Annotated in this window: 22 protein-coding genes; 10 read left to right on the top strand and 12 right to left on the bottom strand. The window is 59.8% G+C overall.

From position 1 onward, the window contains the following. Window positions 1-28 precede the first annotated feature (28 nt). The 9 genes from murA (at window position 29) to MRBLRC7O_RS00920 (ending at window position 6,507) form a co-directional block, all read left to right on the top strand. Window positions 29-1,321: a UDP-N-acetylglucosamine 1-carboxyvinyltransferase gene (gene murA / locus MRBLRC7O_RS00960; protein WP_003503445.1), complete on the top strand. Its 1,293-nt coding sequence runs from the start codon at window positions 29-31 to the stop codon at window positions 1,319-1,321. Window positions 1,322-1,435: 114 nt separating this feature from the next. After that, window positions 1,436-1,876 (top strand): DUF2948 family protein, encoded by a 441-nt coding sequence (locus MRBLRC7O_RS00955; RefSeq protein WP_003503446.1) that lies wholly within the window; start codon window positions 1,436-1,438, stop codon window positions 1,874-1,876. A 133-nt stretch (window positions 1,877-2,009) separates the two neighbouring features. Beyond that, window positions 2,010-3,308: a histidinol dehydrogenase gene (hisD, locus tag MRBLRC7O_RS00950; protein ID WP_080865810.1), complete on the top strand. Its 1,299-nt coding sequence runs from the start codon at window positions 2,010-2,012 to the stop codon at window positions 3,306-3,308. Between the two features lie 3 nt (window positions 3,309-3,311). Next, window positions 3,312-3,785, top strand: coding sequence for a UPF0262 family protein (locus tag MRBLRC7O_RS00945; RefSeq protein WP_080865808.1), 474 nt, complete (start codon window positions 3,312-3,314; stop codon window positions 3,783-3,785). Between the two features lie 2 nt (window positions 3,786-3,787). Beyond that, window positions 3,788-4,276 (top strand): arsenate-mycothiol transferase ArsC, encoded by a 489-nt coding sequence (locus MRBLRC7O_RS00940; protein ID WP_003503450.1) that lies wholly within the window; start codon window positions 3,788-3,790, stop codon window positions 4,274-4,276. Between the two features lie 143 nt (window positions 4,277-4,419). Then, entirely contained in the window at window positions 4,420-4,638 is a 219-nt protein-coding gene (gene infA / locus MRBLRC7O_RS00935) for a translation initiation factor IF-1 (RefSeq protein ID WP_003503453.1), read from the top strand. Between the two features lie 33 nt (window positions 4,639-4,671). Next, window positions 4,672-5,295, top strand: a complete 624-nt coding sequence (locus tag MRBLRC7O_RS00930; protein ID WP_060727005.1) for a Maf-like protein — start codon at window positions 4,672-4,674, stop codon at window positions 5,293-5,295. 3 nt (window positions 5,296-5,298) lie between these two features. Next, window positions 5,299-5,523 (top strand): DNA gyrase inhibitor YacG, encoded by a 225-nt coding sequence (gene yacG, locus MRBLRC7O_RS00925; protein ID WP_003503455.1) that lies wholly within the window; start codon window positions 5,299-5,301, stop codon window positions 5,521-5,523. A 147-nt stretch (window positions 5,524-5,670) separates the two neighbouring features. After that, window positions 5,671-6,507: a DUF6030 family protein gene (locus tag MRBLRC7O_RS00920; RefSeq protein WP_162690767.1), complete on the top strand. Its 837-nt coding sequence runs from the start codon at window positions 5,671-5,673 to the stop codon at window positions 6,505-6,507. A 12-nt stretch (window positions 6,508-6,519) separates the two neighbouring features. Here the strand turns inward: MRBLRC7O_RS00920 and galE are convergent, their stop codons facing one another. From galE to mscL, 3 genes are all read right to left on the bottom strand, one after another. After that, on the bottom strand, window positions 6,520-7,551 hold the full coding sequence (gene galE, locus MRBLRC7O_RS00915; protein ID WP_060722890.1) for a UDP-glucose 4-epimerase GalE: 1,032 nt from the start codon (window positions 7,549-7,551) through the stop codon (window positions 6,520-6,522). Between the two features lie 328 nt (window positions 7,552-7,879). After that, window positions 7,880-9,046 carry a pyridoxal phosphate-dependent aminotransferase gene (locus MRBLRC7O_RS00910; RefSeq protein WP_003503458.1) on the bottom strand — a complete coding sequence of 389 codons (1,167 nt, stop codon included), beginning with the start codon at window positions 9,044-9,046 and terminating at the stop codon, window positions 7,880-7,882. Between the two features lie 154 nt (window positions 9,047-9,200). Next, complete coding sequence (gene mscL, locus MRBLRC7O_RS00905) at window positions 9,201-9,629, bottom strand: large conductance mechanosensitive channel protein MscL (protein ID WP_003503459.1); 429 nt, start codon at window positions 9,627-9,629, stop codon at window positions 9,201-9,203. A gap of 218 nt (window positions 9,630-9,847) precedes the next feature. On the opposite strand from mscL, the gene MRBLRC7O_RS00900 reads away from it, so the two are divergent. Continuing rightward, on the top strand, window positions 9,848-13,357 hold the full coding sequence (locus MRBLRC7O_RS00900; RefSeq protein WP_003503460.1) for a PAS domain-containing hybrid sensor histidine kinase/response regulator: 3,510 nt from the start codon (window positions 9,848-9,850) through the stop codon (window positions 13,355-13,357). Window positions 13,358-13,408: 51 nt separating this feature from the next. Here the strand turns inward: MRBLRC7O_RS00900 and MRBLRC7O_RS00895 are convergent, their stop codons facing one another. From MRBLRC7O_RS00895 to cheR, 9 genes are all read right to left on the bottom strand, one after another. After that, window positions 13,409-15,256, bottom strand: coding sequence for a methyl-accepting chemotaxis protein (locus tag MRBLRC7O_RS00895; protein WP_003503461.1), 1,848 nt, complete (start codon window positions 15,254-15,256; stop codon window positions 13,409-13,411). 145 nt (window positions 15,257-15,401) lie between these two features. After that, entirely contained in the window at window positions 15,402-16,103 is a 702-nt protein-coding gene (visR, locus tag MRBLRC7O_RS00890; RefSeq protein ID WP_034496317.1) for a transcriptional regulator VisR, read from the bottom strand. Window positions 16,104-16,156: 53 nt separating this feature from the next. Continuing rightward, window positions 16,157-16,888, bottom strand: a complete 732-nt coding sequence (gene visN / locus MRBLRC7O_RS00885; protein ID WP_003503463.1) for a transcriptional regulator VisN — start codon at window positions 16,886-16,888, stop codon at window positions 16,157-16,159. 370 nt (window positions 16,889-17,258) lie between these two features. Next, a complete protein-coding gene (gene fliF, locus MRBLRC7O_RS00880) occupies window positions 17,259-18,941 on the bottom strand; it encodes a flagellar basal-body MS-ring/collar protein FliF (RefSeq protein ID WP_003503464.1) in 1,683 nt (560 codons plus the stop codon). A 128-nt stretch (window positions 18,942-19,069) separates the two neighbouring features. Next, on the bottom strand, window positions 19,070-19,453 hold the full coding sequence (gene cheT / locus MRBLRC7O_RS00875; RefSeq protein WP_003503465.1) for a chemotaxis protein CheT: 384 nt from the start codon (window positions 19,451-19,453) through the stop codon (window positions 19,070-19,072). A 14-nt stretch (window positions 19,454-19,467) separates the two neighbouring features. Next, window positions 19,468-20,013: a chemoreceptor glutamine deamidase CheD gene (cheD, locus tag MRBLRC7O_RS00870; protein ID WP_003503466.1), complete on the bottom strand. Its 546-nt coding sequence runs from the start codon at window positions 20,011-20,013 to the stop codon at window positions 19,468-19,470. Further along, the gene (gene cheY2, locus MRBLRC7O_RS00865; protein ID WP_003503467.1) at window positions 20,010-20,399 is read right to left on the bottom strand and encodes a chemotaxis response regulator CheY2; all 390 of its coding nucleotides are present in this window, start codon (window positions 20,397-20,399) and stop codon (window positions 20,010-20,012) included. Before cheY2 ends, cheD begins: the two co-directional genes overlap by 4 nt. Next, window positions 20,399-21,454 (bottom strand): protein-glutamate O-methylesterase CheB, encoded by a 1,056-nt coding sequence (gene cheB / locus MRBLRC7O_RS00860; RefSeq protein ID WP_003503472.1) that lies wholly within the window; start codon window positions 21,452-21,454, stop codon window positions 20,399-20,401. The genes cheY2 and cheB overlap by 1 nt, the downstream gene beginning before the upstream one ends. Then, entirely contained in the window at window positions 21,451-22,359 is a 909-nt protein-coding gene (cheR, locus tag MRBLRC7O_RS00855; RefSeq protein ID WP_003503478.1) for a protein-glutamate O-methyltransferase CheR, read from the bottom strand. Before cheR ends, cheB begins: the two co-directional genes overlap by 4 nt. Between the last annotated feature and the right edge of the window lie 9 nt (window positions 22,360-22,368).

The following is a 22,368-nucleotide window of genomic DNA, read 5'->3' as shown; positions in this document are numbered from 1 at the left end:
AAAGGCGGGCACAGGCCCGTAGGGACGCATGGATCGCATCAGAATTACGGGTGGCAACAAGCTAAACGGCATCATTCCCATCTCCGGCGCTAAAAATGCCGCCCTGCCGTTGATGATCGCATCGCTTCTCACCAGCGACACGCTGACGCTCGAAAACGTGCCGCATCTGGCCGACGTGGAGCAGCTCATCCGCATTCTCGGCAATCACGGCGTCGATATTTCCGTGAACGGCCGCCGCGAAAGCCAGGGCGAAGCCTATTCCCGCACCGTGCATTTCACCTGCCGCACCATTGTAGACACCACAGCGCCTTACGAGCTGGTTTCCAAGATGCGCGCGAGCTTCTGGGTCATCGGCCCGCTTCTGGCGCGCGAGGGCCGCGCCCGCGTTTCGCTGCCCGGCGGCTGCGCCATCGGCACACGCCCGGTCGACCTGTTCATCGAGGGCCTTGAAGCACTCGGTGCGACGATGGAGATCGATGGCGGTTACATCAACGCCACTGCGCCCAAGGGCGGCCTGATCGGTGCCGTCTACACCTTCCCGAAAGTTTCCGTCGGCGCGACGCATGTGATGCTGATGGCGGCAAGCCTTGCCCGCGGCACCACCGTTATCCACAACGCCGCGCGCGAACCGGAAGTGGTCGATCTGGCCCAGTGCCTGACTGCCATGGGCGCGAAGATCGAAGGCGCCGGCACCTCCACCATCACCATTGAAGGCGTCACCTCGCTTTCCGGCGCACGCCACCGGGTTCTGCCGGATCGTATCGAAACCGGCACCTATGCCATGGCGGTCGCCATGGCCGGTGGTGACGTGGTGCTGGAAGGCACACGCGCATCGCTGCTCGACAACGCGCTCGATACGCTGCGGCTCGCAGGCGCTACCATCAGCGATACGGAGACAGGCCTGCGCGTCGTGCGCAACGGCAATGGCATCCAGCCGGTCGATATCGTGACGGAGCCCTTCCCCGGCTTCCCAACCGACCTGCAGGCGCAGTTCATGGCGCTGATGACCCGTTCGCAGGGCGTCTCGCATATCACCGAAACCATCTTTGAAAACCGCTTCATGCATGTGCAGGAACTGGCCCGCCTCGGCGCGAAGATTTCGCTCTCCGGCCAGATGGCCCGCATCGAAGGCGTCTCCCGTCTGAAGGGTGCGCCAGTGATGGCGACCGACCTGCGCGCTTCCGTCTCGCTGGTCATTGCCGGCCTCGTGGCGGAAGGTGAGACCATGGTTTCGCGGGTCTACCACCTCGATCGCGGCTTCGAACGCCTCGAAGAAAAGCTCACCCGCTGCGGTGCGCTGGTCGAACGCGTCAGCGATTGATCCTTTCATCACCGCTCATCCGTTTTCTACCCGTTGCAGAGTGGCCCCGGACTGCCTATTTCCATTGTAAGTCATGGAAATAGCGGTCCGCACCGCAGAAGAAGGAAGAAAACGATGAGCGGCCTGAAATTGCTGGCGCTGGATACTGAAGATCTCTCCGTCATTTCGACGCATATGCAGGACAGCGTCTTCAAGCTGAAGGACGTTGCCTTCGAGCCGAAACACGGGCAATTCACGCTTTCCGCCAACCGTTTCGTCTGGGAAAGCACTGAGAAAAAGAGCCTGCCGCCGGAGCGCTGCCGCAGCGTGGTTTTCCTGAAGCGCGTCTCCGCTGTCCGCTCGCACGGCATCAACCGCGACGACAAGGAACAGGTGCTTTCGCTTCTCGCCATCCGCTTCGTCCAGAATGGCGAAGGGCCTGATGGCGCGGTGGAACTGACGCTGTCCGGCGGCGGCGCCATCGCACTCGACGTCGAATGCATCGAGGCGCAGCTGACCGATGTGAGCGGCGCCTGGGAAACCACTACCAAACCGCATCATCCCGACAGCGAATAAACGTTGCAAGCCTTCGCAACGGTTGCCTTTCCTTGCCGTTTCGATTTATGCCACATACCAGAGCCGCAATTTTTCTGCGGCAAGTTCGTGCACCTCGCGGGATTTCCCGCGGGGACAATGAAAGGGTAATGGCGTGGCAATCTGGCTGGAGCGGGCATCGGCTGATTTCGAACAGAAATTCGCGGCTTTCCTGACAACCAAGAGAGAAGTTTCCGAAGACGTCAACGCGACCGTTCGCGACATCATCAACGATGTCCGCCATCGCGGCGATGCCGCCCTTGCCCATTATTCCCAGAAATTCGACGGCATCGATTTTTCCAAGGTTTCGATGCGGGTGACAGTGGACGAAATCGACGCCGCCTTTTCAGCGGTCGATGCGAGCGTCATCGAAGCCCTCGAACTCGCGGCCCGGCGCATCGAAAAACACCATGCGCGGCAAATGCCGAAGGACGATATCTATGAGGATGAGATCGGCGTGGGCCTCGGCTCGCGCTGGACGGCGATCGAAGCCGTCGGCCTCTATGTCCCTGGTGGCACCGCCAGCTATCCAAGCTCCGTTCTGATGAACGCCGTGCCGGCCAAGGTTGCCGGTGTCGAGCGCATCGTCATGGTGGTGCCGGCGAATGGCGGCGTGATAAACCCCGCCGTGCTTGCCGCCGCGCGCATCGCGGGCGTTGAGGAAATCTACCGCATTGGCGGCGCGCAGGCCGTCGCCGCACTCGCCTATGGCACGGAAAGCATCGCGCCGGTCGCCAAGATCGTCGGCCCCGGCAATGCCTATGTGGCCGCCGCAAAGCGCCAGGTTTTCGGCACTGTCGGCATCGACATGATCGCCGGGCCTTCAGAAGTGCTTGTCATTGCCGACAAGGACAATGATCCGGACTGGCTGGCCGCCGATCTTCTGGCGCAGGCGGAGCATGATCGCGGCGCGCAATCGATCCTGATCACCAACAATGCCGAACTCGGCAAGGCCGTTGAAGCGGCCGTCGAGCGGCAGCTGAAGCGCCTGTCGCGTTCCGAGACCGCGGCGGCAAGCTGGGCGGATTTCGGCGCGATCATTCTGGTCGAAAAGCTCACCGACGCCATTCCGCTCGCCAACCGCATCGCTGCCGAGCATCTGGAACTTGCGGTCGATGATCCGGATGCCCTGATGACCCACATTCGCAATGCGGGTGCGATCTTCGTCGGACGCCACACGCCGGAGGTGATCGGCGATTATGTCGGCGGCTCCAACCATGTTCTTCCGACGGCGCGCTCGGCGCGCTTCTCCTCCGGCCTTTCAGTGCTGGATTTCGTCAAGCGCACCTCCATCCTGCGGCTTGGGCCCGAGCAGCTGCGCCAGCTTGCGCCGGCAGCAATCACCCTTGCCCGTTCCGAAGGGCTGGACGCACATGCGCGTTCGGTCTCCATTCGCCTCAATCCGGAAAGTTAAGCGATGGCTTCAGGCGATTTCCGGCTCTGCGACGTGGTACTGGACGATAGCATCGGCCGGTCCACGCCCGACGTGGAGCATGAACGCGCCGTCGCCATTTTCGATCTGATCGAGGAAAACACCTTTGAGCCGCTTGGCCATGCCGGCGGGCCATACCGGCTGCACATCTCGCTCGTCGACGCCAAGCTGGTTTTCTCGATCAGAACGGAAGACGAGAAGAATGTCGCGATCCATATCCTGTCGCTGACGCCGTTCCGCCGCATCATCAAGGATTATTTCCTGATCTGCGAAAGCTATTACGAGGCTATCCGCTCCTCCACGCCGAGCCAGATCGAGGCAATCGACATGGGCAGGCGCGGTATTCACAATGACGGCTCGCAAACGCTGATGGACCGGCTTTCTGGCAAGATCAAGGTGGATTTTGATACCGCGCGCCGCCTCTTCACCCTTGTCTGCGTGCTTTATTGGCGGGGTTAGAGATGATCGATCCTGCCGCAGCGCCAAACGAGGGACGAGCGCCCAAATCGGTCCTCTTCATGTGCGGCATGAACTCCATTCGCTCCCCCATGGCGGAGGTCATCGCCAAACGGCTGGTGGCGCCCGGCATCTATATACAGTCGGCGGGCGTGCGGGCCGGCGAGCGCGATCCTTTCGTGGATGCCGTACTGGAAGAACAGGGATTTTCGCTCGGCAAGCACAAACCGCGCACTTTGGATGAGATCGAGGATGATTTTTTCGATCTGATCATTACATTGACACCCGAAGCCCATCACGCCGCACTGGAACTGACGCGCTCGAATTCGCTCGACGTGGTCTATTGGCCGACCATGGACCCGACGGTAATAACAGGCACGCGCGAGCAAATCCTCGACGCCTATCGCGAGGTGCGGGACCATCTGGCAAAGCTGATCTCGGAACGCCTGCCGGGACGGCAGCAGCCGGTGGCGGATACGCTTTCAAAAGACTGAAAACCGCCTCAGCCTGTTAAAATCGATCGCGATTTTCAAGCCGATGCTTTAGAGGTTCACAAATGTGCCGGGATTGTGTAGTTTCCGCGCAATTTTCCCGGACAGGACACGTCCGGCACTATCAACAGGAAGAAAACCCTTACATGACAAAAGAAGAAGTCCTTGAATTCCCGGGCATCGTAACCGAATTGCTGCCGAACGCAACATTCCGCGTGAAGCTTGAGAACGACCACGAAATCATCGCCCACACCGCGGGCCGCATGCGCAAGAACCGTATCCGCGTTCTCGCCGGCGACAAGGTGCTGGTCGAAATGACGCCTTACGACCTCACCAAGGGCCGCATCACCTATCGCTTCAAGTAATCCACGTTCCGCAACGGACGCCCGGGCAGCGCAATGACCAATTCAAAACAAAAGCTCGTTCTGGCATCCGGCTCGCCGCGGCGTCTGGAACTGCTGCATCAGATCGGTATCGAACCGGCACGTCTGATGCCGATGGATATCGACGAGACCCCGGCCAAGCTTGAGCATCCGCGCACGCTCTGCCGTCGTCTGTCATTGCAGAAGGCGGAAGCCGCGCAGGCGGCGCTGAAGAACGAACAGGTGTGGAAAGACTCCTATGTTCTGGGGTCCGATACCGTGGTCGCCGTTGGTCGCCGCATCGTCGGCAAGGCCGAATATACGGAAGAGGCCTCGGCTGCGCTGCATCTTCTTTCGGGACGCAGCCACTGGGTCTATACCGGCATCTGCCTCGTCACCCCCGGCGGCAAGATCCGACAGAAGGTGGCGGAGACAAAGGTGCGTTTCAAGCGCCTCTCCACGCGCGAAATCGAGGCTTATATCGCCTCCGGCCAGTGGCGCGGCAAGGCGGGAGCCTATGGCATCCAGGGCATTGCCGGCGCATTCGTGCAAAAGCTGACCGGTTCTTATACCAATGTCGTCGGCCTGCCGCTTTATGAGACGATGTCGCTTCTTTCCGGAGAAGGATTTGAGGTGACTTCGGGCTGGCTCGAAGGATAGGCCATGGCAAAATCTCCCGAAGGCGCCGGAAACGTCACGCCGCTGCGCAAATCCCAGCCATGCCCTGAATGCGGGCGGCCCTCGACACGGGAAGACTATCCTTTCTGTTCGGATCGCTGCCGCTCGCTTGATCTCGCCCGCTGGCTGAACGGCTCCTACGCCATTCCGGTCGCAGACGATGAAAGCAGCGCCGTTGGACAGGACACGGCCAAGAACAACGGCGAATAAGACCTGCACCGCCGGAAACTTCGGCGGTGAGTTGCATAAGATTTTCAGAGCCTTCGCTCACACCATATATTCACCGGGCTGCCGATAGTCCGAAAAGCCATATCAAAACCGGCTGACGCCTTTCCGCCAGCCCCTTAAGGTCTTGCGATGGACGCAGGCTTGCAGAAAAGAGTGAGCTCCGGCGCGCTGCTGTTTGCGGTGCTGGCCGTTTGTCTTGCCATCGGGGCGACGGTGCTGCTGGCCAATGACAGGAAGCATCTCAAAAGCCTGCTGATTTATCTCAATCTGGCATCCGCGACACGCTCCGCGGCCCCCCCGCCGAAGATGAAGCCCGTCAAGCGGCAGAAACTGGTCGCCCAAAAAGTCTCTCTGCCGCCCCATCTTCTGAAATTTGAGCAAGGGGGTGACAGGGCATCTTTCGCACGCGATTTCGTTCTTTCCGGTAAGGAGCTTTGCGACCGCTTTACTGCCGCAGGTTTTTCCAACCCGCATGGCTGGCACACAAGCCCGGTCAACATCCGCAATTTCGAGTGCATGGCCGATCTTGCGGTGGCGAACGCGGCAGGCCCGGCCGAGCGGGCCTCGCTCTTCCTCGAGATCAGGGGCGAAGCGTCCGGCGAGGTTCGCTCCATCAGGATGAAGGCCGTTGCGCCGAAGACGCCGGATGGTGCTGCCATTCTGACAAAACTCGATGAAACACTCACCATGATCATCGAACAAACCCGCTGGGCTGATCTGGCGGACATGCTTGAGCCGGCCCGCCGGATGCAGCCCTATCAGGCACAACATTTCGGTATTTCGGTTTCCATAAAACCGGAACCGACGACACCCCATCGCCTGAACGTGATTTTGCTCACAAGCGAACAATCGCCGGGGTTGAAGCTGACACGCAGCTTCTTTGACAGGGATCGCTGGCTTCGACCAGCCGCTCCACTGGATCGGCCGATCCTTTATCCTTCCGTCAGGAAAGACCGCTTTAGGTAAAGCAAAGTCCGCTCAGCCTATTGCCGCGAGCTTGCGCCGCACCGGCGGAATCCTGTCGCTTTGCTGGGCCTGGCGTTTGGCCTCCCACTGGAGCGCAGTGCGAACGATGGTCACCAGATCGTTGAAGCGAGGACGCCAGCCCAGCTCCGACTGGATGCGCGCCGAATCCGCCACCATGGCCGCAATATCGCCCGGGCGGCGCGGACAATGGATGATCGGGAAATCGCAACCCGATTCCTGCTGCACGGCCTGCAGGACATCAAGAACCGAATAACCAACGCCATAACCGCAATTGAGCGTGCGTGTGCCGCCACCGGCACGCAGATGCGCCATGGCCAGCATATGCGCGTCGATCAGGTCGCTGACATGAATATAATCGCGAACGCCGGTGCCATCCGCGGTCGGGTAGTCCGTTCCGTAAACTTCCACCCGGTCGCGGCGACCGGTAGCGGCTTCGCAGGCGACCTTGATGAGGTTTGCCACACCGGTGGGAGAAGGCCCGGCGCGCCCCTGCGGGTCGGCTCCGGCAACGTTGAAATACCGCAGCGCCACGTAATTGAAATCATGCGCCTGCACGACATCGCGCAGCATGATTTCGGAGGCGAGTTTCGACAGGCCGTAGGGGTTTTCAGGGCTGAGGATCGCGGTTTCAGGAACCGGGCCATCAAAGGGCTGGTTTCCATAGACGGCGGCTGTCGACGAGAAGATGAAATTGCGAATACCGTGGCCGACTGCCGCCGCAACGAGGGCGCGGGTCGTGCCCGTGTTGTTTTCGTAATATTCGAGCGGCTGGCTGATCGATTCAGGAACGCTGACGGAGCCCGCGAAATGGAAGATGGTCTCGATCTGGTTTTCTTCGAAAATCTGGTCGAGCAAGGCGCGATCCGCCGCGTCGCCCAGATAAAAACGCGCCGCCGGCGCGACTGCCCAGCGCGACCCCGTCGAAAGCCGATCGACAACAACGACCTCTTCCCCGGCATCGAGCAAAGCCCACACCATGTGGCTTCCTATATAGCCGGCCCCACCCGTGACCAGAACAGCCATGACAATACTTCCCTGTTTGCTTTTCTTGACCCCATCAAAGCCAATAATTCTTCATCATTGATTACTTGCACAGCGAATACGCGACCGATCCCCAGCTCCATTAAAAAGGTGGCTTACGATTGGTTAGCGCAATGAGGTGCTTTTTATTTATTAGATGAAAATGTTCTCATAAATGGAACAAGGAGCGCATAGCACAGAAAATCCCCCACGTCGATGGTTGCGCCGTGGGGTTGCAGTTTTAGGTATTCGCTGTGATTTTGTTGCCGATTTCCCTACCGTAGCGCGATCCCGGCGCGGCAGGGGAAACCATTGTACGCAGAGGCGACGCTTACCTGCCGAGGATATAGGATGCCAGCCGGTCGGCCGCATCTTCTATCTGCTTTGGGTTGCGCAGGAAGCAGGCACGGAGAAACAGCTCCCCTCCCGGACCGAAGGCCGTGCCGGGCGCAAGCCCGACCCCGGTCTTGTCGACGATATCGAGCGCCGTGGCCCGGCTGTCCGTCACGCCGTCTATCTTGAGAAAGGCATAGAGAGCGCCATCGGGCTTCAGGGTTTCCACACGGTTCGTCGCGATGAGCGCATCGCAGAGAATGTCGCGGGAGGTCAGAGCGCGTTCGTAATTCTCGCGCACGAAACCATCACCGTGATCGAGGGCGGCGACTGCGCCGCGCTGCATGAACTGCGCCACGCCTGAAGTGGAATATTGAATGAGGTTTTCGATGACCTGACCGATGGCCGGCGGGGCAACAAGCCAGCCGACACGCCAGCCGGTCATGGACCAGTTCTTCGAAAAGGAATTGGCGAAGACGATCTTGTCATCCGGCTCCATGACGTCGAGGAAGGACGGCGCACGGCTGCCGGAATAATGATAAAGCGCATAAATCTCGTCGGCGACGATCCACAGATCATGTTTGCGGGCGAGTGCCAGAACATCACGAAGATTATCGCGCGTCGCCGTCCATCCGGTCGGGTTGGAGGGCGTATTGATGAAAAGCGCCTTCGTCTTGCCGGTGATCGCGCTTTCCAGCCTGTTGATATCGAGATCCCAGCTGCCGTCGCGGAAATCGATACCCACCGGAACCGCCTTCGCGCCTGCCACACCGATGGCGGCAACGATATTCGGCCATGTCGGAGACAGATAGACCATTTCGTCGCCGGGCGAGGTCAGCGCCTGCACGGCAAGCACAATCGCCTGCATACCGGAACCGGTAGCGTAAAAATGCTCCGGCGGTAGCGATGCCGCGAAATGGCGTTCGTAATAACGGCTCAGCGCCTGGCGCAATTCTGGAATGCCACGCTGCCAGGTGTAGAAGGTTTCGCCATTGTTCAGCCCATCGATGGCGGCCTGATTGATGAAGTCCGGGCTCGGCAGATCACCTTCGCCGACCCAGAGCGGCAGGAGATTGTCTCGCCCCCGGGCATAATTCACGACTTCAACAATGCCGCTCTCGGGAGCCGCCAGAGAGCGCGCACTCAGACTGTTCAAAATGGACATTAAAGACACTCCGTTTGGTGCCTTCTTATCGCATCGAACCAGCCATGTGCATGATATTCCGTGAGGCGATCATGGATTTTCTTTATGGATCATCCCCGGCAGCAGATCGCCGGCCGCACGGGCCGGCAAATCAGGCCGGGGACAATGCCGGCAATCAACGCGTCTTCAGCAGATCGCGGATTTCGGTGAGGAGCTTGACGTCTTCCGGCGGCGGAGCTGCTTCCGCCTTTTCCTCAACCTTCTTGCGCTCAACCGAATCGCGCAGCTTGTTGACGCCCTTGACCATCAGGAAAATGATCCAGGCGAGGATAAGGAAGTTGATGAGAACCGTCAGAAAGCTGCCATAAGCGAAGACGGCGCCCTGATCGCGGGCGGCGGCGAGCGAGGTGGCATTGACGCTGGAGCTCAGCGGCAGGAAGTAGTTCGAAAAATCGAACCCGCCGAAGATCGCCCCCACGATCGGCATGATGAGATCGTTGACGACGGAGTCGACGATCTTGCTGAAAGCCGCACCGATAATAACACCCACGGCCAGATCCATGACATTGCCGCGGGCAATGAAGGTTTTAAATTCGTTAAGCATTCAGATTGTCCCTCTCTCCTGCTTCGCGAGCTGAAGCTATGTGACTGTCCCTACGCGCTCAACCATATAGGGTCCGGGCATCATTTGGAATCCGCGGGATTGCATTTATTAGCTTTTTTGCACGCGCGCCTTGAACTTTATGATCAGACCGCGCTCATTCTCAACGGCCCGGAATTCGCCTATGCTGATATCAGGGAACTCTTGCACGGGGAGGATGCGTGCTTCCTGGGTGGATCATATTCGGTTCGGCCTTCGCTTATGTCCTGCTGCTGTTTGCGGTTGCAAGCTATGGGGACAGGAACAGCCGCAACAGAAACGCTCCGAAAAAGGGGCGTCCGTTCGTCTATGCGCTCAGCCTGGCAATCTATTGCACGTCCTGGACCTATTTCGGCGGTGTGGGGCTCGCGGCAGACAGGGGGCTGGAATTTCTCGGCATCTATACCGGGCCGATCCTCGCCTTCACCATCGGCATGCCGATCATCCGCCGCATCGTTGAACTGGCGAAAACGGAAAAACTGACTTCCGTCGCGGATTTCATCGCCGCCCGATACGGCAAGAATTCCACCGTGGCGATGATCGTCGCCATCATCGCGCTCGTCGGCGCCATTCCCTATATCGCGCTGCAGCTGAAAGCCGTTTCCAGCTCGGTAGCGACAATGGTCGATCCCGGCGATTACGGCATTGGCAGCGGCAATCTTTATTTCCTCGATCTGCCACTGGTCGTCACCATCGTCATGGCGGGGTTTGCCGTCATGTTCGGCACCCGCCACACCGATGCCACCGAACATCAGGACGGGCTTATTCTGGCGATTTCGATGGAATCGCTGGTCAAGCTCGTCGCCATGTGCACCGTCGGTTTTTACGTACTCTTCGTCCTCTTCGACGGTCCCGCGCATCTGTGGCAGCTTGCCACGGATAATGAGCAGGCCATGCGGGCCATATCCTATCACACGCCCGTCAGCCGCTGGATCGTGATGACGCTGCTTTCCGGTTTCGCCATCATCCTGCTGCCGCGCCAGTTCCACGTCACGGTGGTTGAAAACCGCACGCCGGAAGAGCTGCGTATGGCCGGGTTCCTGCTGCCGCTCTACCTCATCGCGATCAACATCTTCGTGCTGCCGATCGCGCTTGCCGGCATTCTGACGCTCGGCGCCAATGGCGATGCCGATCTCTACGTGCTGCAATTGCCGCTCAATCATCAGATGCCGGTCGTGTCGCTGATCACCTTCATCGGCGGCTTTTCGGCGGCGACCGCGATGGTGATCGTCGCTTCGGTGGCGCTGTCGATCATGATTTCCAACGATATCGTCATGCCGATCTTCCTGCGGCAGAAGCTGTTGAACCGCTCACCGCACCGGGACGACTTCGCCAAGACGCTGCTCAACATCCGCCGAACGGCGATCTTTGCCGTGCTGCTGCTGGGTTATGGCTATTATCGCGCCGCCGACAGTGCCACGGGCCTCGCCTCCATCGGCCTTCTGGCATTCGCCGCCATTGCGCAGATGGCCCCTGCCCTTTTCGGCGGGCTGTTCTGGCGGCGCGCCAATGCCCGCGGTGCGATCGCGGGCTTGAGTTCCGGCTTTTTTGTCTGGGCCTATCTGCTGTTCCTGCCAAGCTTCGGCGGGCCTGACAATTCCGAGGTGGCAGCCAATATTCTCGGTTTCCTGTTTTCCGGCAGCACAGTATTCAATGGGCCGGAAGCCGACCCATTCGTGAATGCGGTCATTCTCAGCCTGCTCGTCAACAGCCTCGCCTTCGTGCTCGGCTCGCTTTCGCGAAATCCGAGGCCGGTGGAGCGCATCCAGTCCGGCATCTTCGTCAAGCGCCACTCGAAATCGCAATTCGCCACCCGCGGCTGGAAAACCCGCGTCAGCGTCGGTGATCTCAAAAGCGCGGTCGCCCGTTATCTCGGCGAGGAGCGCATGCTGCGGTCACTCGCGACCTATGAAAAGACGGCAGGCAGGAAGCTCAATGACGACCAGCCGGCGGACATGGCGCTGATTCATTTCTCCGAACAGCTGCTGGGCAGCGCCATCGGCTCCTCCTCCGCCCGTCTGGTGCTTTCGATCATTCTACAGAAGGCGGAAGACACCAGTGCGGATACGGCATGGCTGCTCGATCAGGCGAGCGAGGCCCTGCAATATAACCAGGACATGCTGCAGACCGCGCTCGCCCAGATGGATCAGGGCATTGCCGTTTTCGACAGTTCGCAGCAGCTGACCATCTGGAACCGGCGTTTCCGCACCCTTCTCGATCTACCCGAGCAGTTCGGGCAGGTGGGCGTACCGCTCACGGATATCGTTTCGATGCTGCAGGAACGCGGCGATATGCCCGCCGGTGACACGAATGAACTGATCACCAGCTTCCTGACCATGGATCTGCCCTTCTCGCTGGTGCTGGCGGGCGGCGAGCGCATCATCGAAGTGCGCTCCAACACCATGCCGGACAAAGGCATCGTCGCCACCTTCACCGATATCACCCAGCGGGTGGCGAGCGATCAGGCGCTGAAACAGGCAAACGAAACGCTGGAGCAGCGCGTGGCGGAGCGAACCGTTGAGCTTACCCGCGTCAACCGCGAACTGGCGGAGGCAAGAGCCTCCGCCGACGAGGCGAATATCGGCAAGACACGCTTTTTCGCCGCCGCCGGCCATGACATTCTCCAACCCCTGAACGCCGCCCGCCTCTATTCCTCCTCGCTGGTCGAACGGCTTGGCGCTTCTGGCGAAAGCGATCTCGTCCACAATATCGATTCGGCGCTGGAATCGGTGGAGACCATTCTTGGTGCTGTCCTCGATATTTCCCGTCTCGACACCGGCTCTATGAAGGCGCGCATGACATCCGTGCCGCTGAATGAGTTGCTGAAACGCATCGAGACCGATTTCGCACCGATGGCGCAGGAGAAGAACCTGGACCTCGTGGTCATGCCAACCTCGCTGACCGTCCGCTCCGACCCCAACCTCCTGCGGCGTCTGATACAGAATCTCGTTTCCAACGCCATCAAATATACACTGAGGGGCAAGGTGGTCGTCGGTGCGCGCCGGCGTGGCGGTGAAGTCGTCATTCAGGTGACGGATTCCGGTATCGGCATTCCCTCATCCAAGTTTCGCACCGTCTTCAAGGAATTTGCCCGGCTGGACGAGGGTGCAAGAACGGCATCCGGCCTCGGACTCGGTCTTTCCATCGTCGACCGACTGTCGCGCATGCTGCACCATCCGGTACAGCTGACCTCCACCCCCGGAAAAGGCACGACCTTCCGCATCCACCTGCCGCGCGAGGCGGATCGCCTCGTGCCGGCAAAAACCGATGGCGGGATAACCAGTCCCGCAGCCAGCGACCGCCTTCAGGGCGTCCGGGTCCTGTGCATCGACAACGAGCCGAAAATCCTCGAGGGCATGACACTGCTGCTGACGGGATGGGGTTGCGAGGTTTTGCCCGCAGGTTCCGTGGCGACGCTGGAGGAGCCCTTCCTCACCTTGGCCGCAGCGCCCGATGTCATCGTCGCCGATTATCATCTGGACGATGGCGACGGCATCAGCGCCATCCGCCTCATCAGGACATTTTACGGCAAGACGATCCCTGCCCTGCTTGTAACGGCGGACCGCAGCCCGGAAGTGCGCAGCGATGCGGAAAAATACGGGATTTCCGTCCAGCACAAGCCGGTCAAACCGGCAGCGCTGCGGGCCTACATCAACCAGATATCCAGCACGGCCCGCGCGGCGGCAGAATAAAAAACTCCCGGATGTTGCGATCCGGGAGGTGTTTACGTCTGAATAAGCGTGTCAGGCCGCACGGCTCAATCGATCCCTGCCGGTCGCCGAGCCATGTTCCATCTGGAAACGCTGAACGAGATCGAGCAGCGCTTCCACCTCTCCGGACAATATGCTGCTGGCCGCACTCGACTGTTCGGCAAGGGCCGCGTTCTGCTGGGTCATCTGATCCATCTGGTTGACGGAACTGTTGACGTTATGAAGTGCCGAGGACTGGTCCTGCGTTGCCGTGGCGATGGTTTCGACATGCTGGCTGACGGTGACGATCTGCCGGCTGATGGCGGAAAGTACGGTGCCCGCCTCCTGCACCAGCTTCGATCCGGAACTGACTTCCTGCGTCGACTGGTTGATGAGCTGCTTGATTTCACGCGCCGCGTCGGCAGAGCGTTGTGCAAGCTCGCGCACTTCCTGCGCCACGACGGCAAAACCCTTGCCCGCTTCGCCCGCACGCGCCGCCTCGATGCCGGCATTCAGGGCAAGAAGATTGGTCTGGAAGGCAATGTCGTCGATGACCTCGATGATCTGCTCGATCTTGCGCGAGGCATCTTCGATGCGGCCCATGGCGTCGACGGCGTTGCTGACGACCGAACCGGAACTGTCGGCGCTCTGCTTGGTGATGCGCACGGCCTCATTGGCCTCCCGCGCACGCTCGGCCGAGGATCTGACGGTGACAGTGATTTCGTCTACAGCGGCAGCGGTCTCTTCCAGCGAGGCGGCCTGATTCTCGGTGCGCTTCGACAGATCGACCGACGACTGCTCGATTTCAAAGCCGCTATGCTGGATGATGAGCGTGCGCTCACGAATCTGCCCCAGCGCATCGCGCAGGTTGAGGAGGGATTCGTTGAAATCCGTGCGCAGACGGTCGAGACGGCCAGCGAAAGGCGTCTCGATCGTGCGGCTCAGATCGCCACGCGACAGCCTGCCGAGACCAGAGGCGATCTCGCCGACCGCAAATTCGATCTGGCTGTCGAGTTCCTGTTTCTCGGCGTCGTTGCGGTAACGCTCGGACTCCGCCGCAGAGCGTTCTTCGGCGCTTTTGCCCTCGATCGCCAGTTTCTCAAGCGCATTTTCGCGGAAAATCACCAGCGCGCGGGCGATGTTGCCAAATTCATTGGTGTTGGTGGCGTAAGGGATCGGCGTATCGAGATTGCCGTCCGAAAGGGACTTCACCGCATCGGTCAACTTGCCAAGGGGTTGAAGCGTGCGCTTGATGACAAAGTAGGCGAGCAGTCCGACGCCAAGCATGGCGAGCGCGCCGCAGATGAGCATCATGTCGCGCAGGCTGTATATCTGCGCATCGTAGACGTCCATGGGAACACCCACGAACAGGATGCCGACGGTTGCGCCGGTCTTGTTCGTGACAGGCATGTAACCGGTCATGTAGCTGGTGCCGAACAGCGTGGCGGTGCCAAAATAGGCCTCACCCTTGGAGACTTTCGCAAAAGCGGGATGATCGGTAGCAAGCTTGGTGCCGGCTGCTCTCTCGCCCTTTTCGTTCTTCAGATTGGTGGTCATGCGAATGAATTCGCCGCCCTTGGCTTCAAACACGGTAGAAATACCGCCGTTACCGGCTGCGGTGCGGTCGACGAGATCATTGTCGCGCATCGTTCCGATGCTGGCGCGACCCACACTTTTGAGGTCCCCATCCACCATTTCGAGGGCAACGCCGCCGACCTTCATCTCATAAAGGATAGACATGCCGCGCATCGCGCTGTGCGTATCACGCAGCGCGGTGGTGATGATGTTGTCCTTCAAGCGAATATAGGTCGAAAAACCAACTGCCGCCACGCTGAGCGTGATCAGGCCGATCGTCAACGCGACGACCTTGCCAGCAACGGACTTAAAGAGCCGGTTGTGCATGAAACAGTTCCCCAAAGCCAAACTTATAAAAGTTCTAGTAGGCAACTGTTAAAAAAACGCGAAGTGCCGATAGCGCCTTTTAGGGGGCGCGCAAATGCCGGTTCGGGGCCGCCGGCCTGGGAGGGGCGGGAAAACCCGCCCGCCATCAATGGATGTAACCGAGCCTGATAGCCTTGGCGATCGCCTGGATACGGTTGACGGAATCGAGCTTGATCGTCGCCGAACCGAGATAAGCGTTGACGGTGTGCACGGAAAGCCCGAGCTTGACCGCGATTTCTTCGCTGATACGGCCATCCCCCGCCAGTTGCAGGCAGGCGATTTCCCTCTCGCTCAGGGCTTCGGAGGGTGCTGCCTTGCGCTCGTCCAGCGCCAGCATGTCCACCATGATCTCGCAGCATTTGATGTGCTGCTCGATCACGACCTCATTGTCGAGAACGAGGTTGGTACCGCAGAAGACGATATAACCGTTGCCGATAGTGCCAAGCCGCACCGGCAGGGCGAGCCCCGCATAGGGCAATGTGTCGTTCTCGATGCGGCGCAGAAGTGCGGGCACATCGGGAAGATCGGCAAAGCCGCCGGCATTCTTGTTGCGCCATATCACCGGCAGAAGCGATGTCTCGATATGATCGAGAAGAATATCGCCGACGGCGCGGATGAACTGCGTGCTCTGTTCTGCGGCATTCATGCCCCAGTTTTCCAGCTCGCAGGTCAACTTCTTCTTGTTCGGGAAACCGGAAGCGGCAGCTTTCGTCACCACGAAATTGCGCGCGCCGACCAGCTTCTGCATGGCGACAAGCTTCGGAAACAGATCCGACCGGCTCGTCACGACAGGGCTGCGGTAAAACATGCCCATTTGACCTGTACCCTCATTGTCTTTCGTCTGTACCATCCGTCCGACCATTATACGAGGTTGTTGCGCACGGCGTAGGCAATTGCCTCCGAGCGGGTTTTTGTCGCGGTTTTCCGCATCACGCTTGTGATGTAATTATTGATCGTATTGCGTGAAATGCCAAGGATCATCGCAATTTCGTCACTTGTCTTGCCTTCCGCGATCCAGAACAGGCACTCAAGCTCACGCTCCGTGAGATCGATATCGCGCACGGTCTTTGCTTCGCTGGCAATGCCGAAACTGACGCAATAACCCGTCAGCAGGGCGATTTCGCGCAGTCTTTCCGGCGAAGGCACCGCTTCTTCGGGAAACAGCAGCAGCAGAGAAAGCCGGATGCGGCCCACGCAGAAGGAGAGCGCCGAATATTGCCGGTCTATGCCGTAGGGAACCGCAACATCATCGGGAAGGAAAAGCAGCCGTGGCTGCAGAAGCGAAAGGCATTTCTCCATTTCGCTTGATCTGTTCTGGCTGTTGGCCAGTTCAAGGCCAAGCCTGCGGACCAGATCAAAAGGCCAGTCGGAGGTGACGATGAATTTCAGTCCGGTTTCTTCGAGAAGATCATCCCGCGCCAGCAGATAATGCGAGGCGCCAGCATAGGTTACGAGCAGATCCAGTGCGCCTGCAACGTTACCGGCAGCAGCCGTGGCTGCGACGTTTTTAGCAAGCTGATCGCGTGGCAAGGGCTTACCCATGCCCTCCATAGGCTTGGCAGACAGCCTGCGGATATCAACATCGACTTTCAATCGCCTACGCCCTCTTGCTCCCAGTGGGAGATTATACCTCGGGATGGAATCATTCCATTCGAGAAGCTTACCAAAATGGGACGGCAAGCCCCCGGAGACCGAATCACTTCATTTTATGGAACGGACTGGGATTTGCCATTACCTGACACCAGCCTTTCCACGTATTTCACTGTTCGTCTATTGCTAAAAAAACATACTGAAAAGCTGTTCAATCCATAAACGGCATTCTCAGCCAATTCCCAGCAAACTGTATCGTTGCTGAATTTTTTGTAAACACTGTCCTAAAACGAGATTGCCACGATGCGCCCGCCAAGGATAGCAAAAAGCCCGAAAACAGAAAAAAGGCCGGGTAAAACCGGCCTTTTTGATATTATGCTGCTTTTTCCACCGCCCATTTGCGCAGGATCTTGGCGGCTCGTTCCTCGCTGATTTCCACCATGCGGGAGAGCCTGCGTTCGGGCCCTTCGCGAACCCGGCGGTTGAATGTGCCCTCGCCATCGCCGCCTGCCAGAAGATCGTCGGTGCTGTCGAAGCCGAAATCCGCCCCGAAACCTTCCATGAGACCACCTGCGCCGGCATCCATGCCGGGAGAGAAGTCCGGCAGTTCCAGACCGGCAGTCTCCTGGCTGAGCTGACCCGCTGCTGCACCGTTGGCGGTAACCGTGCGGACCAGAGGACGCACACCGAGCCAGATGACGAGGAAGGCGACGGCGACGAAGGCGAGCGAGTTGATGATGCCGGCCGAATTGCGGCTCAGCACTTCCATGATGCCCGGCCCGCTTACGGCTTCATCAAGCAGCTGCGTTTCGAGGAAGTCCATAGCGGTGAGCGTCACCATATCGCCGCGATCGGAAGAAATGCCGGCCGCCGAGGTTACGATCTTCTGCATCTCGGCGAGATAGGCGTCGATCTTGGCCTGATCGGCGGGTTCGCCGACCATCTTGGCGATGCGACCCTTGTTGACGACAACCGCGACCGAAATCTTCTCGACGGTATAGCCGTTCTTGACCGTGGCGACCGTCTTGGAATTGATCTCGTAGTTCGTCTGCTCTTCCTTCTTGGCCGACTGGTCGGAAGACTGCGGGCCACTGCCGCCGCCCTGGGGCGCTGCCTGCGGTACGTTCTGCTCCACGGTCGCGGCCGTATCCGGCTGCGTTTCCTGGGATTTCTGGTCTTCCTTCACCGTGCGGATGGAGCGCTCGACGCGTGATTCCGGGTCGTAGACGGTTTCCTGAATCTGGCGGCTGTCGGTATTGAGCTGCGCCGTCACGCTGGAGCGGAAATTGTCCATGCCGAGGAAAGGCGCCAGCGCCTTGTCGATGTTGGTCGTGATTTCCTGCTGAACATTCTGCGCCAGTGTCAGCGAGCGGTTCATGGCGGCGTTGGTGACGTCGTCGCCGGAGGCCAGAAGCTGGCCGGTCGAATCGAGGAGAGTCACATCATCGACCTCGAGGCCGGGAACGGCCGAGGCGACGAGGTGACGGATGGAAGCCGATGCCTTGCGCCCTGCGGTGGCGCTGGCGCGGATCATGACCGATGCGGTGGGCTTCTGTTCGCCACGGCGGAAATTGCCGACGTCAGGCATGACGATATGGACGCGTGCAGCGGCAATGCCGTCAATCTGCTGGATGGAGCGGCTGATTTCGCCCTCAAGGGCGCGAACGCGCGTCACTTCCTGCATGAAGGAGGTCAGGCCGAGAGAACCGACATTGTCGAAAAGCTCATAACCGGCATTGGCGCTGTCCGGCAGGCCGCGCTCGGCCAGAAGCAGCCGTGCCTTGCTGGTGAGCCCAACGGGAACCTGAAGGCTGGAACCATCGGTCCCTACCTGAAAGTCCAGACCCGATTCGGCGAGCGCAATGCTGATCTTGTTGAGGTCGCTTTTTTCAAGCCCCACATAAAGGGTCTCGTAAGCGGGACGGTTCACGTAAAGCGCTGCTGCAAGGATAATGGCCATGGACAAAACGCCCACGCCGCCCAGCATCAAAAGCCGTGTCTGCCCCAGCGCAGCAACATTCTTCAAGACCTGAGGGATTTGATTTAACAGATTCATTCTGTTCCGCACCGTCATTCATAGAGTCCGAGACCTTTTGGCCCCGTAATGACAATAGGGTGCGAAGCTTGCGCGAGCGTTGCCTTTCTCCGCATTCCGCGAAGAGGCAGGCAACGGCGGAAATGCCGCTAGAAGAGGTCGAAGTCGCCGGAGGCCTTGTCGAGCGGCTGGGAATGGCCATGGCGGAAGGCGGCGCCGAGCGCCTTCTGCATTTCCGCAAGCTTGACGAGGCTGAGCGCGGTAGAGACATCCACGATCCAGTCTCCGGGAATGGAGCCGGTGACGGTATCGATGAATTCGGCAAGGCCACGGGTCTTCTGGACGGCAAGGTCGATGCCCTGCAGGAGCTTGACGCCGTCGCTCGACAATTGACCGTTGGTCACTTCAAGCAATTGCGGTTCGATGCGCTCTATAAGGTAGGCGACATCGTGCAATTCCGATACCACGCGCATCAGAACATCCGGCAGGGCTTCTTCGAACGGAGTGGTGGCGGTGTGCTCTGCAAGCTGCATTGGAAACTCCGTGACTAGAAAAATTCGATGTCGTTGGCGACGGGCTTTGGGGCCGGCACCGGACGCGTTTCCAAGGCAACCGTCTTCTGGGTTTCCGCGCCGCTGAGCGGATGCTGACGTGCACGACCGGAGACCGGCCAGAATTCGATCTTGCGGCCGTGTTCCCCGCCCGTGGAGGAGCTTATGACCGGAATACCCTCATCCTTCAGAAACTGCATGGCGAAGATGGCATTCTGCTCGCCGACATTGGAAAAGCTGGCGATCGTCTTCGCGCCGCCGAAAACCTTGGCTTCCAGCCGGTCACGCCGCGCGCCCTGCTTCAGGAGGCCGTTGATCAGGAGCTCCATGAGATGCACGCCGTAACGCGTCGCATCTCCGCCGGTCACATTGCCCGTTCCCGGCAGCAGGAAGTGGTTCATGCCTCCGAGGCCGGCAACGGGATCTCTCAGACAGGCGGCCACGCACGAACCGAGTATCGTCGTCATGACCACGTCGGGATCGCTGATGACCTTGTACTCGCCCTGAATGATATGTACGCGCTTGGCCGCAGCTTCAATCATTTCAGCGATCCGAAAACCGCCTCGATGGCAGCGCGCATCTTGTCAATCGTGAAGGGCTTGGCCAGCACGTTGTTGGCGCCGAGCTGGGCTGCCTTCTGCACCAGCGCGCGGTCGCCCTGCGCGGTGAGGATGATGAAGGCGGCCTTCTTGGTGGTCGGGTTGGCCCGCACGGCGTGCAGGAAACCGAGACCATCCATCTTCGGCATGTTGAAATCGGAGATGACGAGATGATGGGGCTGCTGCTCCATGATCTTCATTCCCTGCTCGCCGTCGCCGGCGGCGGTGATCTGCTTGAAGCCGAGCTGTGTCAGCGCATCGCTGAGGAGCAGCCGGCTGGTCACCTGATCGTCGACGATCAGAACTTTGATCTTTTCTGCGAGAGACATTAGTCAGCACCTTCTTTGCGGGCAGTGGTTAGTTTCAGGATTTCTTCACCGATGGAGGCCAACGGCAATTGCTGTTCCACCGCGCCAAGCTCATAAGCCACGCGGGGCATGCCATAGACGACACATGTTTTTTCGTTCTGGCCGACGGTGCGCGCACCGGCATGACGCATTTTCAAGAGCCCGGCCGCACCATCGCGGCCCATGCCCGTCAAGATGACGCCGACGGCGTTGCGGCCGGCAAGCTCGGCGACAGAATCGAAGAGCACATCGACCGAGGGGCGATGGCCGTTGACGGGATCGCGCTCGACAAGCCGGCAGCAGGGTGCAGACCGGTTGGCGATCTGCAGATGGCGTTCGCCGCCCGGTGCAAGATAGATCTTGCCGGTCTGCAGGCGCGCGCCATCAGTCGCCTCTTCCACGACGGGGGCGCAGATGCGGTTCAGCCGTTCGGCGAAGCTCTTGGTGAAGGTCGGCGGCATGTGCTGGGTGATGACGGTCGGCGGGCAGTTGACCGGGAATTTCTGCAGCACGGCGATCAGCGCTTCGACACCACCCGTGGAGGAGCCGATGGCGACGACCTTGCGACCCGCCCGATATTCGCTGACCGGGACCGGCTGCGGCGCGGCAGCGGCTTCCGGGCGCGCAGCGCGGTAAGCGGCATGCTGCGAGCGGGCAGCAGCCTTCACCTTGTCGGCGAGATCGCCGAAGGGGCGTGCATCGCCCGGCGCCGGTTTGCCGACACAGTCGAAAGCGCCGATTTCAAGCGCGGCCAGCGACGCGTCCGCGCCGCGGTGGGTGAGCGACGAGACCATGATGACCGGCATGGGGCGCAGGCGCATGATCTTTTCGAGAAATTCCAGCCCGTTCATTTCCGGCATCTCGATGTCGAGCGTCACGACATCGGGATTGAGCTGCTTGATGGCGGCGCGCGCCTCCATGGCGTTGCCGGCCTGACCGACCACCTCGACTTCGGGATCGGCCTTGAGGACGGCCGAAATCAGGCCGCGCATCGTCGGAGAATCATCGACGACGAGTACCCGTGCGAGTGCGCTCATGCCTTCCTCCCGGATGCGTGACCAATGTAGCGGTAGGTGGTGATGCCCGTATTGTCGAACAGGTTCTTTGCGTCACCGGACACACGTTCGGAATGACCTATATAAAGATGACCACCTTCCGGCAGCAGCCCGGCGAAACGCGACCAGATGCGCATCTGCGTCGGCTCGTCGAAGTAGATGACGACGTTGCGGCAGAAGATCACGTCGAAATTGCCCTTGAAGGGCCACTGCGTCATCAGGTTCAACTCGTTGAACGTAATGAGGCGCTTGACCTTGTCATCAATGCGGAACTTGCGGCGACCGCCGGCATCGACTTCCGCGAACCATTGCTTGCGCATGGCGGGAGACACGGTTTCGAGCGCGTTGTCGTCATAGACCCCGGCGCGGGCCTGCGCCAAAATCTTCGGGTCGATATCCGTCGCGAGGATTTTGAAATCGTAATCCGCCGCATTCGGAAACATGGCGAGCACGGTGAGCGCAATCGAATAGGGCTCCTGCCCGTCGGAACAGGCCGCCGACCAGATGCGGACGCGCCCGCCGGATTTCGCCCGGGCGATGAGGCCCGGCAGGACGTCATCACGCAGATGTTCGAAATGATGGTTTTCGCGGAAGAAGCGGGTGAAATTCGTCGTCAGGTGCGACAGCATTTCGCGCCGCGCCGGCGCGCCCTCCGGTGAGGATACAAGGGCGCAATATTCGCGGAACCCTGACAGGCCGAGATTGCGGATATGCTTCGAGAGGCGGGAATAGACCAGCGACGCCTTAGTGTCGTTGAGATAGATGCCCGCATCGGCATAGATCATCGCCGCGATTTCCGACAGGTCGCGTCTCGTCAGCGGATATTCACCGCTGGCAAGGACGTCGTCGGGAGACTGGCGCTGGTCGCTGAAATTAAGTGCTGCCATGGATGATCC

The sequence above is a fragment of the Agrobacterium radiobacter genome, assembly GCF_040801995.1.
Lineage (GTDB): Bacteria > Pseudomonadota > Alphaproteobacteria > Rhizobiales > Rhizobiaceae > Agrobacterium > Agrobacterium radiobacter.
The sequence above is the reverse complement of the archived record's forward strand: the minus strand, read 5'-3'. Positions and strand labels throughout refer to the sequence as shown.